The organism is Blautia sp. MCC269 (assembly GCF_018785655.1).
In the GTDB taxonomy this organism is placed as follows: Bacteria; Bacillota; Clostridia; order Lachnospirales; family Lachnospiraceae; genus Blautia_A.
In genome coordinates this window covers 154,751-173,369 of record NZ_WQQE01000025.1, presented here as the reverse complement: position 1 = coordinate 173,369, position 18,619 = coordinate 154,751, and the positions used below count along the sequence as shown (strand labels likewise).

The 18,619-nt window shown below is 40.7% G+C and carries 13 protein-coding genes and 1 pseudogene; 1 reads left to right on the top strand and 13 read right to left on the bottom strand.

The window, feature by feature from the left end:
• Positions 1-132: 132 nt before the first annotated feature.
• Entirely contained in the window at positions 133-1,506 is a 1,374-nt protein-coding gene (locus GPK88_RS09465) for a DUF4832 domain-containing protein (protein WP_334300487.1), read from the top strand.
• Positions 1,507-1,520: 14 nt separating this feature from the next.
• On the opposite strand, the gene GPK88_RS09460 is transcribed toward GPK88_RS09465, so the two are convergent.
• From GPK88_RS09460 to GPK88_RS09400, 13 genes and pseudogenes are all read right to left on the bottom strand, one after another.
• Positions 1,521-2,810 carry a DUF4832 domain-containing protein gene (locus GPK88_RS09460; protein WP_252197734.1) on the bottom strand — a complete coding sequence of 430 codons (1,290 nt, stop codon included), beginning with the start codon at positions 2,808-2,810 and terminating at the stop codon, positions 1,521-1,523.
• Positions 2,800-3,585 carry a glycosyltransferase family 2 protein gene (locus GPK88_RS09455; RefSeq protein WP_215707733.1) on the bottom strand — a complete coding sequence of 262 codons (786 nt, stop codon included), beginning with the start codon at positions 3,583-3,585 and terminating at the stop codon, positions 2,800-2,802. The genes GPK88_RS09460 and GPK88_RS09455 overlap by 11 nt, the downstream gene beginning before the upstream one ends.
• Positions 3,586-3,608: 23 nt before the next feature.
• Positions 3,609-4,856 (bottom strand): glycosyltransferase, encoded by a 1,248-nt coding sequence (locus GPK88_RS09450; protein ID WP_215707732.1) that lies wholly within the window; start codon positions 4,854-4,856, stop codon positions 3,609-3,611.
• On the bottom strand, positions 4,853-5,224 hold the full coding sequence (locus tag GPK88_RS09445) for a hypothetical protein (RefSeq protein ID WP_173762255.1): 372 nt from the start codon (positions 5,222-5,224) through the stop codon (positions 4,853-4,855). The genes GPK88_RS09450 and GPK88_RS09445 overlap by 4 nt, the downstream gene beginning before the upstream one ends.
• 15 nt (positions 5,225-5,239) lie before the next feature.
• Complete coding sequence (pelG, locus tag GPK88_RS09440) at positions 5,240-6,685, bottom strand: exopolysaccharide Pel transporter PelG (protein ID WP_215707731.1); 1,446 nt, start codon at positions 6,683-6,685, stop codon at positions 5,240-5,242.
• A gap of 23 nt (positions 6,686-6,708) precedes the next feature.
• Positions 6,709-8,175 (bottom strand): GT4 family glycosyltransferase PelF, encoded by a 1,467-nt coding sequence (pelF, locus tag GPK88_RS09435; protein WP_215707730.1) that lies wholly within the window; start codon positions 8,173-8,175, stop codon positions 6,709-6,711.
• A gap of 12 nt (positions 8,176-8,187) precedes the next feature.
• The gene (locus GPK88_RS09430) at positions 8,188-9,978 is read right to left on the bottom strand and encodes a DUF2194 domain-containing protein (RefSeq protein ID WP_252197733.1); all 1,791 of its coding nucleotides are present in this window, start codon (positions 9,976-9,978) and stop codon (positions 8,188-8,190) included.
• A gap of 219 nt (positions 9,979-10,197) precedes the next feature.
• Complete coding sequence (locus tag GPK88_RS09425) at positions 10,198-11,361, bottom strand: RNA-guided endonuclease InsQ/TnpB family protein (RefSeq protein ID WP_173762250.1); 1,164 nt, start codon at positions 11,359-11,361, stop codon at positions 10,198-10,200.
• Positions 11,309-11,968: pseudogene (locus tag GPK88_RS09420) on the bottom strand (IS607 family transposase). Before GPK88_RS09420 ends, GPK88_RS09425 begins: the two are co-directional and overlap by 53 nt.
• 81 nt (positions 11,969-12,049) lie before the next feature.
• On the bottom strand, positions 12,050-14,326 hold the full coding sequence (locus tag GPK88_RS09415) for a hypothetical protein (RefSeq protein WP_252197731.1): 2,277 nt from the start codon (positions 14,324-14,326) through the stop codon (positions 12,050-12,052).
• A gap of 104 nt (positions 14,327-14,430) precedes the next feature.
• The gene (locus GPK88_RS09410) at positions 14,431-15,339 is read right to left on the bottom strand and encodes a hypothetical protein (protein WP_244092617.1); all 909 of its coding nucleotides are present in this window, start codon (positions 15,337-15,339) and stop codon (positions 14,431-14,433) included.
• Positions 15,324-17,513, bottom strand: coding sequence for an NAD-dependent epimerase/dehydratase family protein (locus GPK88_RS09405; RefSeq protein ID WP_173762248.1), 2,190 nt, complete (start codon positions 17,511-17,513; stop codon positions 15,324-15,326). Before GPK88_RS09405 ends, GPK88_RS09410 begins: the two co-directional genes overlap by 16 nt.
• A 23-nt stretch (positions 17,514-17,536) precedes the next feature.
• Positions 17,537-18,568 carry a stealth family protein gene (locus GPK88_RS09400; protein ID WP_173762247.1) on the bottom strand — a complete coding sequence of 344 codons (1,032 nt, stop codon included), beginning with the start codon at positions 18,566-18,568 and terminating at the stop codon, positions 17,537-17,539.
• Positions 18,569-18,619 lie beyond the last annotated feature (51 nt).

Here is an 18,619-nt window from a genome sequence, read left to right as displayed (position 1 = left end):
TATAATACATTATAGTTAATTCATAATTGCATGTATAGATATTTTTTAAAGGAGCAATTATCCATGAAAAAAAAATTACCGATAATCCTGCATAGTCTTTTTTTTATATTTTGTTTTACATTGGCTGCGCTTATCCTCCATCATTTAATCTCTTCCAGATATCTGAAAATTGAATATACACCTTCCTCAAGCGAAGAATCTTCCCAGAATCTAGATAATCCTTACCGCGGTTTTTATCAAATGGGCGGATACATTCTTTCAGATAAGGAAAAGCCAAAAACAGCTGCAAACTGGTGCCAAGAAAACTGCACCTCAAATCCTTACCCACTGATGCTTCTGGAAATCAATCTGAAAAATTATTCAGATTCTGATATCAGCACAAATGCTCTTACTCAGCTGGATAAAATGCTGACTGTATGTACACAGGCCAAAAAGCAGGTGATCCTCCGTTTTCTCTATGACTGGGATGGAAAGGCTTTATCTGCAGAACCATCCAGCCTTCCGCAGATCAAAAAACATATTTCACGGCTTTCCACTGTTGTCAACAAACATTCTGACTGTGTATATATCCTGCAGGGAACATTTACAGGAAATAATGGCGAGATGAATAATTCCAATTATGGAGATCTCAATCAAATACGTCAGATCATAGAAGAACTTGACAATGATATCTCCCGGGAAATTTATCTGGCAGTCCGCACTCCGGCACAGTTAAGAGGTATTCTCCGTACCAGTACGCCACTTTCAAGTTCAGAAGCTTACAGTGGCACACTCGCATCCAGATTAAGTCTGTTTAACGACGGTATGCTTGGATCTGTCTATGATCTCGGCACCTACGGAAGCACGCCTCTGAAATCCAGCAGCAAACCTGAGGAACAGGGTACCCGCAGTGATGAACTTCTTTTTCAGTATAAACTTTGTCAATATGTTCCTAATGGTGGAGAAGTTACTGTAGACAACGAATACAATGATCTGGATAATGCCATCTCAGATCTCTCACAAATGCATGTGTCCTATCTGAATTCGGAACATGATGAAGCAGTCCTTAACAAATGGAAAAATTCCACTTACACAGGATCAGATACCGATGTTTTTTCCGGGTGCAGCGGATATGATTACATCAGTGCTCATCTGGGCTACCGTTATGTTGTACAGCAGTCCTCCATTGATTTTCATTCTGTACTCGATGACACTGCTACTTTATATCTGACAGTTGCCAATACCGGATTTTCCTCTGCATATACGAAATTTACCACAGATCTGATTCTCACCAGCAAAGATACCGGTAAATCAGAAAAAGTTGAAACAACTATTGATAACCGTTCTATCGCAGGTAATGATTTCTCTGAGTTTAAACTCAGCCTGGATGTCCGCTCCCTTAAAAAGGGAACTTATACAGTTTCTCTTCGTATGAAAGATCCATACACAAAAAACTATATCCATTTTGCCAACAAAGGATATGAAAAAAGCAAAACCGTTCCTGTTGGTACTCTTACTCTTCAGTAATTCAATATTTATGTTTATTTATGCAGGCAGCCAATATAAAGGCTGTCTGCACTGCCTCTATTGACAAACCGAATACTTCTCCCGTCTGATCTTCTCCGGGCTCTCAGAAAAACTTTCCCGTGGGCAGGCTCTGTCACTGCTTTTCCACAGAGAACAGTTCCCGGCAATATTTTCCGCAGATCCATAGAAACCGGAACTTCTTTCTGCTGATGCTCATTCTCGATCATAAGAAATAATTCCGCATCCTGAAACAGCTTTCCAAATCCGGTATTTTCAATTTCAATGGTAAATTCTACTTTTCCACGCCAGGTACGTTTCATCTGAACACTTTTTACTGTCAGGCGATAACCAAGGTGGCTGCCTATATATTCATAAAGGCTTCGCCCCTGCCAGGTCCCGGAGCCTGTATAATTTATTTGTTTCCACCGGTTAAGAACTTCCATATCGTAAGTACTGTCCAGATAAACAAGATGCATGTTCTTCAGTTCACTGATAATGAAATCCGCCTCTCTGACTTTCACGGCATCTTCTCCTGTACAGGAAGTCACCTCACCGCCACAGGGCAGGCTTTCTGTAAGCCGGCTGATAAAATCCAGCTCTTCTTTTCTGGTCCATGCACCGCGCCATCCTGCCGCCTCTTTTGTCATAGTACCGAATGTTCCAAGATGTGTCAAAGATCCCAGGATACCATCGTCAAACAACGACAGCCGGGAGTATTTTTTCTGCAAAAAATCCTCTTCACTTTTCAGGGTTCTCCACTGTGACGGCGTACGCACAGCCAGACAGATATCCTCTCCAAGGTACTCCCTCATACAGCTCCACATCTTATGAAGATGTTCCGGAGATAAATATTCGGAATCGTGCATCTCTCCCCAGCTGCCAACCAGCATTCCCTGAAAAATAAACACCGAATGTTTTATACTTTTCAATATTTCTCCGATCTGTCTCATGTGCTCCAGCACCAGTTCAAAAGCATCCGGCTCGCAGCTTCGTCCATTTCCTTCCCGGTCATATACAGGACGAAGAATCACATCCTTCTTGTATTGCATAAAAAAACTGAGAATGTTCCTGATATTTCCAAGGGCATCTTCATCCAGCAGCTTACTGCGATATGCGTGGATATCAAGCAGTACCAGTGCCAGCGACTCCCCCTGTCTCAGACTCCATCTCAGTTCTACCGGATCTATACTCTGTTCAACCATAAAAGTATAGATCCCGTACCATCCTCTGCCGGGATTTTCCGGTTCATCCAGACACTCTGCGAGTTCTGCCTGACGGAAATCCCAGCCATTTCTATTTATCATATTTTTCCAGAGCATGTATCTTACCTTCATCCATCTTGAGGATTTTTTCCCTGATCCATACTGCCAGAACGGAAAAAGTCATGCGGAACATATAGAGTATTGGCTTCAGCCCGGAATGCATGCTGATTCCTTCTGTTCTCATGTGCATCACTGCCGGAATTTCCCTGACCCGGAATCCCAGAAGCAGCATCTGCATCAGCATATTTGCGTCTGGATATTTGTCATCAAAGTTATCATATTTGGAATAAAAAAGAAAAGTTCTCCAGCTCAGCCCCTGCAGGCCTGTAGTCGGATCAGAAATGCTTCTTCCTGTTCCCAGTTTCAGCATTGTCCGAAACCACGCAAATGCAATTTTTTTCGCCGGAGATACCGGGAAATCTGTGCTTCCTTCCATAAATCTTGAACCCAGAACAATATCCGGAAGCTCACCGTTCTCATCTCTGGTCTGCAATGTCTCATAGATTTTCGGAATATTGCATACATCATGCTGTCCGTCTGCATCCATCTGTATCACATAACAGTAATCCTTTCGCACTGCATACTTATATCCAAGCTGCAGGCCACTTCCATATCCAAGATTAAATACATGAGTCACAACATCATGTTTTCTCTTTTTTGTTACATGATTGGTTGCATCTGAGGATGCATCATTCATAACCAGTACATCTGCGATCTGCGCGATTTCCGGCTGTTCCAGCTTTTCAAGCACTGGAACAATCGTTTTTTCTTCATTGTACGCCGGAATAATAATCAAAACTTCTTTTCTGTTTCCCATGGCTTTCTTTCTCTTTTCTTACGCTATATATATCGAACTTTTGTATTCCGCTCTGCTCCATTCCTGTCATTCCTGCTGCAGCAAAACAGTTTCATTTCATCCTCCTGATTATCTGAGATCCGACGAGAGGCATTTTTTCTGTACTGCATACATTTCTCATCATCTTCCAGCAGTTCTTTTATATTTCTGCTGATGTCTTCCGCTGACAGCTGACACAAGGATCCGTCTATTCCATCACTTACCTGTTCCCGGTTTCCGCTGCAGTCCGACACAAGGATCGCACAGCCAAGAACCTGTGCTTCCTGTACTGCAATGCTTTTTCCTTCAAAACGGGTAGCATGCACATACAGATCACACTGCTTATAATAGGGATAGGGATTTTCCTCTGCTCCCAGCAGGATAAAATCTCCGGTAAGCCCAAGACTGTCTATTTTCTGCTGAAGCTGTTCTTTCAGCGCGCCTTCTCCCAACACATACCAGCGCACATTTACGCCCTGATCTTTCAGAAGTTTCATTGCGCCAATAGCTGTTTCATAAGCTTTCTGAACAGTTAATCTTCCTACAGTCAGTATCCTTTTTCCGTTATATGTATCCTCAAAACCACCTGGAAGTTCTGCTTTTCTTATGATTTCCTTCCTGTCGATCAGATTGTGGAAAATAAAGGTTCTGTCTGCACACTCGGGATATATTTTTTCAAAGCTTTCTTTTACTTCACCGGACACCGTAAAGACCCTGTCAAAATCCAGATAGCAGCTTTTATCCAGTTTTCTGCTGTAGCCTGCATACGAATAGTCCACATGCAAAAATGTGAACTTCTGCTTTGCCATCACATGATCATGGACAAAATATGTGGAACCGCCTTCCAGATAAGCGATTGCCATATCATACTCCTTATCCAGGTGCATTCCGCTGTCTGACATAACACGCCACAGAAGCTTGTCTGCATGAATTTTCTTTTGTTTCAGCATAGCTGAGGTATTTTTTATCAGATACGGAATATTTTTAAACAAAGCTCCTCTGGTAAACAGCCGCCTGAAGACCTTTTTATTCAGTTTCTTTTTTCCCTCTCTTGTAAGAACCGATTCTGCTGTATAATCTCTGTTCAGGATATTTACATACTCCGGCACCTGACTGATCAGTTCGCCCTGTTCAAGCAGTACATAAAGATCAGTCTGATACTGCTCCGGCGAAAATCTTTTCAGCAGCTCCAGAAGTGCTCTTTCTGCTCCGGCACCTCCAAGAGTGTTGATGACAAACAATACTTTTTTCATTTTTCTTTTTTCATTTTCTCCAGCTCTTTAAGTATTTTCTCACAGTCGTTGTTTAAAAGTGATATCTGCATGGCCATTTCCTGATTCCGTCTTTTCAGAAGGGATACCTGGGTGCTTATAAACCACAGTCCCCATAAAATTCCTGATACAACGATGATGATCAGGATCAGTCCTCTTGTGCTTATGTACCGGTCCAGCTGAGACGGATTCAAAAGCACACCGGAAAGAATCATCAGCGCAGATAATAATACCCATGCAAGGCAAAATGGTTCTGTCATTTTTCTTTTTGCAAGTGACAGTACTGCTTTTACAAGCATATATGCTCCTGCCGCAATTACAAATAATCTAAGTATATCTCCTGAAGCCATTCTTTCGTTCCTTCCCTACTGCTCATATCTGTCAAATACTTTTGGCGATGGGCAGTCTCCTTTTTTCTTTTTCAGCAGATGTCCGTTGCAGAATATATGAAAATCCAGATGTTTTTCCATCCACTGAAGCCTCATATAGGCTACTGTCCATCCTGCGAAACTTCCTGCAACAAGTCCTGCACCATACCAGATCTCCGAAAAATGTGTGGAAATCATACTTCCTGCCATCGTGATCAGGCAGAATGCCAGTCCTGTCAGCACACAGCCTTTCATATCATTAAAATAATGCATAAAAATAATTTCTGCATACATGAGAAACAGAATAAAATATCCTGCTGCCAGACACGGATAGATTCTCAGGATCATTCCTCCGAAACCTAGCTGAGGAAGAAAGATCATACAGATCAGAAAGATCACCAGCGTAATAATAAACTGGACTCTTGCAAGGCTCATCAGCTCTTCTGAAAGAGTACGGAACATCCTTTTTTTCGTAATGGCGATATCCGCTCCTCTTCCGCCGATAACTGCCTCCGAATATGCCTTGTATCTGTCGTGAAAATACATTTCCACTCTGCTGATAAAGATAACACTTGCAGAAATATTTGTAAACATCGCAAGACAGGTTGCCATATCATACGTTGTTACACATACAAAGGATTTCACCACAATCATGTGAAGATCTGTTGTCCAGAAAACAAAATTATGAATATAAAGTCCCAGTGTATACAGAAAATTCGTTACAACCAGCGGCCAGTATTCTCTGAAATATCCCAGAACCTCTCTGTACTTTCCGCTGTTTTCCCTGAAATAGCTTCGCACCACAGACATTTCCATACAGGCGATCAACCAGAACCCGACAGCCAGTGAAAACAGCATTCCGTAGGTGATACTCCAGTGAAATATTTTTACAAGAAGCAATGACAGAAAGAAAGTAACTGTCATGCCTGCTGCAAAGAAAAACGAGATTTTTTTGTAATCCTTACAGATAGACAGATACAGCATGGAATAAAACACCAGGACAAGTGCTATATATCCGCAGTATCCTGTAAAAACATAAATGATATCTACCTTTCCCACGATCACCTCGCGAACACAGAATATAATTCCCAACACAGAACTGAGAAGAATATTCATGAACATTCCCACATAATAGCAGGGCAGGATATCCTCATATTTCTCTTCATAGATCACATCCGACATATATTTTGACAGTACAGAGTTAAACGGTGATGCTGTCAGCAATGAGAAAATAAAAATATACAGCACTGTACAGGAAAACAGTTCCCTTGTAATATAAGCTACAGAGGAAAAATCCAGAAAGTATTCCATAAGTACAAGTGCACCGATCACAACAAGCATTGGTGCAATGGTAACGACCATACTGTATCCAACTCCTATGATATCTGTTGTCAGCGTATTCTTTTTATATATGTTTGTCAGTTTTACACCTATTCCAGCCATGTATTCTCTCCGTCCTGAGATTATTATTTTCCTATACTGAAGGGCTCCTCCGTCCACTCAAGTCCCTGTTTATCAGAAAATCCTTTGTAAATGTCCTGATACACTGCTTTCATCTGTTCGATCCGGTAAAACGCATTTACACGTTTATAACCGGCTTCTCCCATACGCAATCTTTCTTCTTCCTGTAAGGACATCGTCACCATGGCATGGGCGATCTCCTCAATATTCATAATGTGTGTCAGTATCCCTGCTTCCCCGAAATCATCGTTGCTGCCATAGATCAGCTCCCGGCAGTTTCCTACATCTGTAGCTATGACCGGTTTATGAGCTGCATAGCTCTCAAGGATCGTCAGCGGCTGTCCCTCACTGATGCTGGTGAGCAATGTGAAATCCATTTTTCCCAGATACTCTTTTACATTAACTCTTCCTGTAAACTCGATATCTTTTGTTCCTAGGGACTCCACCAGATCATAACATTCCTGAGCGTATTTCACATCCTCGTCTGTAGGTCCCATGATCCAGAGTTTCAGATTTTTGACCCTTTTTTTTGCAAAATCAAATGCCTGTATCATGGTCTTTACGTCTTTAATCGGGGTTACACGGAGAACAGCTCCCGCATTGATAAACTGCTGCTCTTCTTCATTCTTTCCCGGAAGATCTGCCAGTGCTTCTGTGTTGATACCATTGGGTGTTACTTTGATTTTTTCTTCCGGGCAGCCAAGTTCGATCTGAAGCTCCCTTGCATGATCATACAGACAGGTGACAGTGTCCGCTTTCTCATAGGCCAGAAGAGACATCTTCTTAAACTGCTCGATCCAGATATTTTTATATACGCCCCTGACCCAGGCAGCCTTGATCAGCTCCTCCTCACGCTCTCTGGTGTAAATACCATGCTCAGATATCAGAAGAGAGCTTCCATGAAAATGTTTCGCCATACTTCCCAGGATCCCGGAATAACCGGTAGCTACACAGTGATAAAGATCCGCTTTCGGCACATCCATCTTTAATGTCCAGAACATTGGCAGATAGATCGATCGTAGCGTCCAGAGAAAATCCGAAAAATTGATGTTTGAATAATTTCTGTTATAACATTCCCTGGCAATCATAAAAAAGTCCTCGCCCATAAGAAGATCATCTACAGAAAGACGTTTCTTATGAAACAGATCAAAGATCACGCCCCAGTCTGTTTTCCGGTTCAGGACCATGTTCAGAAGTTCATCGTATTCTTTACGGGAAATATGAACTTTTTTTCTTCGTTTTCTCTTTCTGTCTCCGCCTTCCCACTCACTGTCCTCCAGATATACCTCATAAACCTGTGTAAGATTTTCCGGAAGCTCATAGACGAATTTTCCCCGAAAAGAACGGTTGGCTACAATTGCCAACAATATAAATTCCACATTTGGAAATGACTTTATCAAACTGTTGATCCAGCCGGATACACCTCCGACTACATACGGATAACACCCTTCTGCCACAATACAAACTTTCATCTGTGTCCTCTCTTATTTGCTGTAATGGAGTCCTGCTGTTTTTACCTGGATCTTCACAGTTGTATCCTGTGCCTGGATCAGATAAACATTATCCTCCAGTTTTTTCTGTGTGCCGCCTTCGATTTCTTCGATTTCTTCTCCATTGGTTCTTAAGATAAACCAGCTTCCGCTCTCAGATGTTTTCAGAATGATCTCATCATCTGTCCTGGTCTCTGAAAAATCCAGATTCAGGAAGGTTCTTGTTCTGGTATTGCTCTCGGAAAGTGTGGTGCTGTCAAAACCGGTAAAATTTTTCCAGTAGGTGAGAAGATTGCTGGAAAAACGTTTCTGCATGATCTGCCAGCGGTCTTTTTTCCGTTCCGGCCAGAAAATCTTCTGCATATTCAGCATAACATTGGTATAGCCCAGGGAGCTCTGAATACTTCTCATACGGATATCATCGCTGTAGGTATAATTCATTCCGTCACTTATGACAGACTGCAAGGTTACAGAATCTGTACAGTAGGATATTACGGGCTCATCCTCTGTGTATTCACATACCAGAGTGCTTACATTCTTCATTAATTCAGTATTCATCAGAGCTTTGACGGTGTCCAGATCCTTTTCTTCTGTATAAGCTGCTCCGTATTTATAGCTGCTGTCAGCCTTCCGGAAAAACTCAGCATCCTGATTCAGTTTATCTTTTAATGATTCCGCATTTTTATACTGCAGGGACAAACCGGCTTCCGCATTCTGTTCTTTCATCTGTTTCAGATAAAATACCAGATCCTTGCTGGTCGGCTCTATTCCATCCTCGTAGTTTGTCTGCGGCTGCATAAAACAGGTCATCTTCAAGCCGCCTTTTTCGACAATGGATATAAGTGACGGCCACATGATATCTCTGGCCATTCCTGTTATGGACTGACTGTATAACTCCATCATCTGTTCATTATTCTCATCTGCAAATACAGGAAAATTGATCATGGAAAGATTCTGTGCATTAACTACCGGATAAATGTAATATGAAGATGCCTCTGCCACCATGCCATCCAGAAGACCCAGTGCCGTACTGTCTTTCATGTAATCTCCAACTACACAGAAGATGCTTCCGTTCCGGATTCCGTTTCTCCAGATCAGTGTGGGCAGTTCTTCATTTTCTACCGTTTCCTTCTGTTTGGACTGATCCAGGAGTCCGACCATATAGGTCTTGGTTCCGCTGCCAACCTGATACCAGGGCACATTAAGCTGCAGATCCTGTCGATCTCTTTCATCTTTATCTTCCGGCGTTTCATAAATTACCTCTCCACCCAGAAGCAGCCCCTCAAAAAGCTTTGCCCCTGTAAGTTCTGTTTTTTTGGAGACGATTTTATAAATTCCCAGAAAGTCCTGAAGTTCCTGATTCTTTTCAATATTCTTCGGATCTTCCAGACATCCGAAGACAATAATCACACCTTTTTGTTCCAGTTCTTCTATTTTTTTCAGATTATCATCAAGTGCATACTTTTCGGACTCCAAGATCAGCATTCCCGGAAGATTTTTGTCATTCTCTTTAAATTTCTCCATAGAACTGCATTTTGAAATATCCCATTTTGCATAAGTGCACCATCTGCTTACAGACTCTGCCATATCAGAAGACGAATCACCTACAAAAAGTACATACCTTCTGTCCGTTGTTCCCACAGACGCAGGATCGAGTTCTTCGTTTTTCCAGACATTTTTTCCATCATTCTGTTTTGGTGCAAGATTTGAGTTAACATCATCAGTGTTCTGCCTGTCCCTCAGCACCATGGAAAACTGAAACAGAAACAGTAATACGAACATCATGATAGCTATGCTGAAAAATTTTCTTCTGGAAACCATTATGTTAATTATTTTCCGTTACTGAAAACTTATAAAAAGTTATAAACTTCTATGTTTCATTCCTACTTCAACGAGTATGCTTTTGATGATATAAATATCTATCTACTCACAAGTTCTTGTACTCTCCATAGGCGTAAATTCCGGATTAACGTACCCGTACATATTTGCACTAACGTTTTAGTGTTAGCTTGCAAATCTTTCTCCATAAGCCTTGAGATTTATAGATGCCTGAAAATCTCTACCAATGACATTTCCACAATCACATTTATAAATTCTGTCAGATAATTTCAAGTCTTTTTTAATATTTCCACAACAATTGCAAAGCTTTGATGATGGATAAAACCGATCAGCCACAATAAGCTGAATCCCTTTATCTCTGCACTTGTGTTCAAGCTGCTTTCTAAACTCAAAAAAGCCCTGATTCTGAACTGCTTTTGATAAATGTCTATTTTTCATCATTCCACTAACATTCAAATCTTCAATACAAATAAATCTTGGTTTTCGATTTACAATTTCAGATGTAGTCTGATTCAAATAGTTCTTACGGATATTTGTTAATCTGTGATTTCGTTTTAATAAAAGTTTTTCCTTTTTGATTACATTATTTGTTTTGCAGTAACTTTCTCCTTTCTTATTTTTCTCGTAAGAGCGAGAGATACTACGCTGTAATCTGCGTTTCTGTTTTTCCAGTTTCTTTACTTTCTGACTTTTATTGATGTTCTTATACTTAGCTCCATCAGAGCAAATAGCCAGATCTTTGATTCCCAGATCTATACCAATTCCATCATCATTAAGTTTTTCTATGCAATCAGGAAATTCCACACATACGCTGATCCACCAGTTCAATCCGTCAAAGGATATTCGCGGATTCATGTATTTAGCATCTGTAGGAATACGACCATGCTCTGCAAGTCTTACCCAATTTAGTTTTTGTTTATTTCTTTTCCTGCTCGAAGAAAATCCTTCAAACTTAACATGAGTATTGCTGAATTGTATCTTAATATTATCCTGATAGAACTTCGGCATTGATCTCTTTTTTGACTTGAATCTTGGGAATTTCTGCAAACCTTTGAAAAAGTTCTTATAAGCAGTGCAGGCATCTTTGATTGCCTGTTTGGTTACATTATTTGAAATACTCAATAACCATGCGTATTCATCAGAATGTCTAAGCTTTGTAAATTCTTTTCTGAGTTCTGCATCTGAAATGAATTTTCCGCCTTTTTCATAGTTTTCTATTTCCCTTGCCAAAGCCCAGTTATAAGCAAATCTTGAAGCACCTGCGTACTGAAACATCTTAGTTTTCTGTACATTGTTTGGTATCAACATTGCTTTTATGGCTTTTACCATCTGCTTCCTCCTGTATCAGTTCCCGGATAAGTTTCTTGGCTTTATTCGCTCGTTTTCCTTGTAATTTGCAACTGAATACTGTGATTATCTGAACCAGATCTTCAACAAGTTCCTGCTGTTCGGATTTTTCAGTATTATCAATGATCTCAATCTCACAATTATAAAGCGAAGCGATATATTCTATCAATTCAAAACCAAATCGCAATAGCCGATCTTTATATAAAACAACAACCTTTTCAACCTGATTTTGAGATATTCACCTGATCAATTCCTGGAGTCCTTTTTTCTTATAATTAATTCCGGAACCGATATCACTTATTATCTCAAATAGCTGTCCTTTTGCCAGAAGATATGTCTTAACATTATCAGTCTGTCGTTCCAGATCATCTTTCTGTCTATGGCTGGAAACGCGACAATATCCAATTGTAATGCGATTTTTAGGCTTTACATTTATTACCTGGTTGAGTTGCTCGTCAGAATAATATCTATAGCCGCTTATTGTAGTATGATGCGGATGAAGTTTTCCATTGGCATCCCAATTTCGTAATGTCTGGGCGGATACGCCTATAATTTTTGAAAATTCATGTATAGAATAATATTTACCCAAAGCATCAACTCTTTTCAATAATATTCTGCTCTAATATTTTATAAAACTCAACATGTACTTATATGATTTTATAATTTATATTTAACTGTTAATAGCCTCCTGTGTCTGAACCTGATTATATCCGTAATCTATAGCAAAATTATACTGATGATACATATTCTGAGGCATTACATAACATATAAAATCTTCGGATTCATAGTATACTTTCATATCATTTGGATATTTTTCCATAAATGCCTGTGCCCAGTAATACATTCTGGACATAAGGATCCATCTTCCTTCTCCCTGATACATGGAAATTCCACCAACATTTGGCAAATTCTGACTGGCCCCTTTTTTTGAGATGGACTGACCACTTCCAGAATACACCACAGAATAATCCAACGGAATTTTTTCTATAAAGAAATATACATTCTTCGTAGGAATAATTACCTTAGTGTCCTTATCCATCTTTTCCAGCTTACGTAAAAAAGTGATTATCTCATAATGCCATCCATGATCCAGGCCCATCTGAGTTTCATCGTTGGCTGATACAATAGTCCATGTCTTATCTTCATTTTCCCTGATAATATTTGTCAGACAGGTCAATGCTCCATTTGATACATAGCCGGACAAAAAATCTGGTGTTTTGATCAGATCCTGGTGAATCATTCCTGCTACAGTTATCACTGTCAGTCCTAAAGCTGCTGCATTTCGAATGACTCTCAAAATCCTGGGCATAAATATCAGGTAAAGAATTCCATCTCCCAATAATGTCAGCACAGCAACCAGAAGATATGCATAGTAAATACTGCATCTGGTCGGATCCATCAAAACCGGAAGTCCCAGATTTCCCGCGCAAAGCAGTAAAGTCAGAATTCCCATACAAAATCCTGCTGACATCAGCATTTCACCATAAGCAGTCCTGCGAAAAATAATAAACACCAATCCTAGCAGAATCAATACTCCAATTCCCGTCAGCACAGCATACGCACACCATTTCTCCGGTAAATTAATAATAAACTCCCGGAGTCGCTGAGCCATCATATTCCATACATTTTTTATTTTTTCCGGAATTTCCCCCACTTTTTCACTAAGAGAAGGATTCGGTGCTTCCGTAATAACTGGAGTATTTGTCTGGGACTGTACTGCCGCGTTTCCTGCATTTCCTGTACTTTCCGTATCTCCGTTCAAACTCGCGGCAATCTCTTCTATTGTCATATTCTGTATATCTATATTCTTTTCTTCCTGTATATTCTTTTCTTCCTGTTTTGTATCAGAGTTTCCACCATTAATAACACTAAGTCCCCAGCCAAGCGAGCCCTGAAGAGGTGTTCCTCCTGCAAAAGCAATCGTCATTGGAAGAACAGCCAGAAATACACTGATAATTCCCGTCATCATAATACGACGAAAATACTCTTTATTCAAGAAGCGAAAAACATATCCAACAGCAATTCCGATGCAGCAGAGTCCCGCAATCATAGTTCCGTAAAAATGAATAGCTAATGTCAACGAAAACGCAATGGCAAAACACCCAAGTGTCAGTTTTGTCTCTTTTGTCTTCAAATTTTCTTTTTCTGTCTGAAAAAACCGGATCAGAAAATATATAGACGGGATTACAAAGATCATACCGAATTCCTGGGGCAATGAAGCACCAAAACGCGAATATGTCTGCCTTGCCCAGAAGCTTCCAAGTATATATACAAGTACTCCTGCATACGGAAAATACAAAGATCTGCACAACATTTTCAGCATTGCAAGAAGAACCACATGAATAAAAAATACCTGTACCAGATAAAACAGACACAAGATCACATAAGTATCCACCCGAAAAACTGTGTGCAGATAATACACCACGCAGTGAAATCCAAAAGGATATACACCACTTACAAAAAGATTTCCCCGGCTCATCTGATTGATCCAGTTAAGATGTACCGGAATATCAGATGCTCGATATCCATAAGTAAGGATCAGCTGTCTGCCGTAAACCCAGAAAAGCGCCGCAGCAATTGCACCTGCCAATATCCATTGCAGGGTATTACATACCACTTCGCAATAAAAGAAACTGATTACATATTTCAGCATTCTGATGAACTTTTGCCATACTCTGTATAAGGCTCCTTTTATTCCCATGCTGCCTTGGAGAAGTTTTCTGCAAGCTTCTGCATTCTTTATGATAAGTTTTCTCAGAGAAATCCGGTTCACTCGGCTCCAGATCAGCACACTCAGAACCACAGTAAGCAGTACAAGTGTCTGAAAATTGGAAATATGAAGCAGCTGAACCGCAAATACAATATTTATAATATAGAAATTTCCAAATGTATAACACATCAGAAACTGCTCTGACAATCGTCTTCCTCTCAGTACTCTGCGAAACATAACTGCCGGAAGCAAAACTGTCAGGCCTGTATAGGCAGCAAATATACCCACAAATTGTAATATAACCAAAGTTGTCATTGACATATCTGTTCACCCTTTTACTTCTACATAAACGTTCTGATCAGTTCAAGTGTCTCATTATCAATAATAATATCCGAACTTCTTAATTCCTGCATGACCTGGAAAAATTTCTCTTTGTTTCCGCAGGAGAAACAGAGCTTCAGCTGGCAGGTGTAACTGGAAAGAACTCTTGGATACTGTTCCATGGCTCTGTCGCACCACAGTGTACATTTTTCGTAGTCTTTGATTTCCAGCAGACGCTGGCAGACTTTTTCGTAGACTGTGCTGCTGATCCTGATCTTGTCCAGATCCCATGCTTTCTGCAGGACTTCCTGCATCTTATCTGTCATGGATTTCTGCTCAATATCTGTGAGTACTTTCTGTTCCAGGATGGGATTCATATACTCCACAAGATTCACGCAATTTTCAACCTGCTGCTCGTTTTCTTCCTGGCACAGAAGATATTTTTTCTGTACCTGGCTTCGGAAATTATTCAGCACGTCCTGGAGAATGGATGCTGCATAATGAGCAGTCTCAGAATCCTTACTGTTCAATGCCAGGTTAATAGAGGACAGGGAATTCTGGTAATCTCCTCTGATCACATTCAGCATCAGAGTACGGAGACTTTTTTTGTCTGTAACTTCCAGTGCTTCTTCAAGAGATACCATATTTCGTTCCATTTCTTCGTCCGGGCGCAGAAAATTCTCTGTTCTGTCCTTACTGAACACAATATCCGAAAGATCCATTCCCTGTGATGAAAACAATTTAAACAGGATAAAAGAAAGCAGCACAAACATAGGCCCGACTACAGGACACAGAAACATCATGACCGCCTTCATCCAGACACTCCGGAGATTTTCTTTTCTCCGGATATGATTCCAGACCAGATAGATCACAATAACAATTAAGTTTACGATCAGCAGAAAAATAAATAATTTCATTCTTTGTGACATACTGCCATCTTCTCCACACATTCTGTTTTATAACCGTTTTTCTCAAATCGTTCCTGTACGATCACAGCACTTTCTCTTGTTGTGTTTGTAAGCAGGATATAAAGATTTCCATCCGGCATGATTCCCAGATAATCGCTGTCTCGCAACTGTCCTGACATATGCTCATCGATCTCACGGTACTGTTCCTTTGGGATATCCACTTTTACAAGCACACATTCCACCAGGTTCTTAATCTCTGCATTCATATAAGCCTGTACCAGGGATTCAAAAGCATCCGGCTCCAGAATTTCAGAATCCCGGCTGTAATGCTGATCTTCCAGTGCCTGCATATATCTCTGTGCACGGAGCATCGCGTTCTGGATCAGATAGCTGACAACAGTTAAAAAATTTGCCTGGCCAAGAGTCATTTTTTCCCAGCGTAATCCCCAGAGCATGATGATCATCTGAACCTCGCCGCCCTCGTAAATTCCTCTGGCCATCAGCGGGTAACGCTCGTCCATATTTTTGTTGATATATACCTTCTGCTCAGTCAGGGCATCGTATATTTCCGTCATTTCCTTATAACGGATAGAGTTTCCAAGACTTCTTGCCTTATCTGAGCTTGCGGAAAAAATACGGGCGTAATCTCTGTTGACTACATTATAAAGAGCTACATCCTTGGTCTGCATCAGCTTCTCCAGCATTTCTACCGCATAGAAAATAACTTCATCGGGCATACGCTGTTCCAGTCCTGCTGTGATGCTGTAGATCTTACCGATACTGTCTTTATGGTCGATCAGCTGCTGTTCCATGATTTCTTTTACACGGACATTACTCTCGTTGATATCGCGGATATCTGCAATCTGCCTGCTCAAATGTTCCTCCAGTTCCTGGCTTTCCAGACGCATGGTACGGATCTGGTCACGCATATATCCTACAACAAGTCCCAAGATAAACAGCTGGGCGATCCACACATAGGTATTGTAATCCACAAGTACCTCAAATCCGCTCCGCGTATACATCTGCCGGAACATATATCCTGCAACCGCCAGTATTGCAGAAAAAGTAGCCTGCTGCTGTCCGTACACAATGGCAAAAAGCAGCACATACAAAAGGAACGGATCAAGATTTGCAAAATACTCGCTTCCTACAGTCCGGTTATTCATCATAAAAAACGGAATAAAGCAGACCATGTTTTCGAAAAACGGGAAAAGCACTTTGATCAGCCATCTCCATTTCTCGATAAGAACCTTCCACCAGGGAAGCTTCAGCTCATCTTCATTCAGAAAAACATTTTTATGCCGCTGCATGTAAGCAGCCATGTCTTTGATATTTTTTTCCAGATTTCCAAATGCATGGACACCGTATTCCTGTTCAAAACGTCTTCCTGACAAGACGCACCTTCCATTGCTGTCTGAGAACACTGCAATGTTGGATTCTGTTCCCATGGCTTCCTGGACCTTTGCAGCAAGCTCCACCTCACTGATCACATCATTGGAAGAAAGATTGTACCGACTGCGTTCGTGCTTTGTATTTTTTACAAGCTGGTAAATATATTCCACTGCATCTTTCTCATAAAGAATAGAAAAAACATGATCTGCTTTTGCCTTGATATGCCCGTCACGCAGACAGTCCAGACACATCCGGGCGCAGATGTTATTTATGTCTTTTTTCTCTTTGGGAATGCTGTAGAGATGATCCAGGCGCAGGGTCACGATATCCAGCCCCCGGTTTATCCTGAAATTCTCACAGATTTCCTCAGCCTGGGACAAGGCATCTGCCCGGATCCCAATTCCGGAAAATTTTTCTTCCTCTTCTATATCATCCTTATAATTTCCATTATAAATTTCATCTGAAGAAAGAAAGATCAGCCGCTTCTTATTTGCCATAGAATAAGCTACCAGAATATTTACCAGATGAGAAATAAAATGCACGGTTTCTCTTTCTTCCCCATTCCAGCGGTAATTGGTATCAAATGCCCCCATAAGAATGGTCACGTCTGCATTGACACTTTCCAAAATATCGTTGAGATTTTCGCAGTCATAGGCGAAGTCATATCTTTCAAATACTTTCTGATATTTATTATGTCTGTATTTATCTCCGGTCAGCAAAAAAACCCTGTGTCCCTCTTTCCGGAGCTTCAGGATCATGCTGTCCATCAGGCTGCAGGAGCCGCCCACCAACAGAATATTCATCTTTATGCCTCTCTTCCTGCTGTTTATAATTTGCGTTCGAATTCTGATTTTTCCGGAAGAATCTGATCCAGCGCGTTATTGATTTCTTTTTTGGCTTTTTCGAAATCAATTTCGTGATTGCTGTCATTGATGCAGATCATTTTTTTCTTATGCCCGATAATGGTCTGTATCAGTTTTTCGTTGGTTTCTTCTACATCATAGTATCCGCAGAATTTCTGTATATTCTCCGGAAAAAAATCTCCGCTGAGCTTCTGATATTCTCTCAGCACATACTGATTAACATCTTCTTTATGCCGGAACGGATGGCTGCATACATTTCCCAGCAGTTCCGGTTCCAGCTGCCACAGTTTTTCATAAGTACTCTTCTTAAGCGGTGACGGGCCATGTACTGTATAGAATCCAGTGAACCGGGGAAAAGCGATCTCCAGCATATTGTAAAAGAAATACATCGGCGGATACCCTATATGAAAATATGCCCCGGGCTGCTTCTTTATATTATCCCGTTTATCGAAATATTTCGCCAGGAGCATGGCGTTATTCAGATAAATATATGGCATGACTTCATCATCTGCATTGGCAACATCCGGTTGAAGAGCCATCATATCTACCGGCCTGCCGTTTCTGAAAAAGGCTTCGGCAGTTATCGGTTTTAATAAAAACATATCATCATTAAAATACACAAAATTTTCTGATAAATCTGGAATTCTATGAAAATTCCATTCAATAGTATGGGAGTTAAATGTAGGGCGGAATTCTCCGGGAATAAAATCTTCGTGTCTGACAATGTTCAGTTTAGGATTCGCTGTATCCAGCCATGCCGGGATATGCCCCCAGGTAACAAAATGGATTTTCCTTACCCACGGTGCATACTTCTCAACTCCACGGAACCAATAATGCAGATTATCCCAATCCCGATAACGTTCCTTTCTGTCATCCACACTGAAAATTCCTTTTTGTATTCTGGTGTTTTTCTTTTCTTCCTGCCATTCCGGATCATTTCCATCAACCCAGGCAATAACAAAATCTATCCCCTGATCTTTATCCTTTGTTTTCATAATTACTCCCCATGTAGTCACTTTAGGGTTAAGTATAACACATCTTTTTAC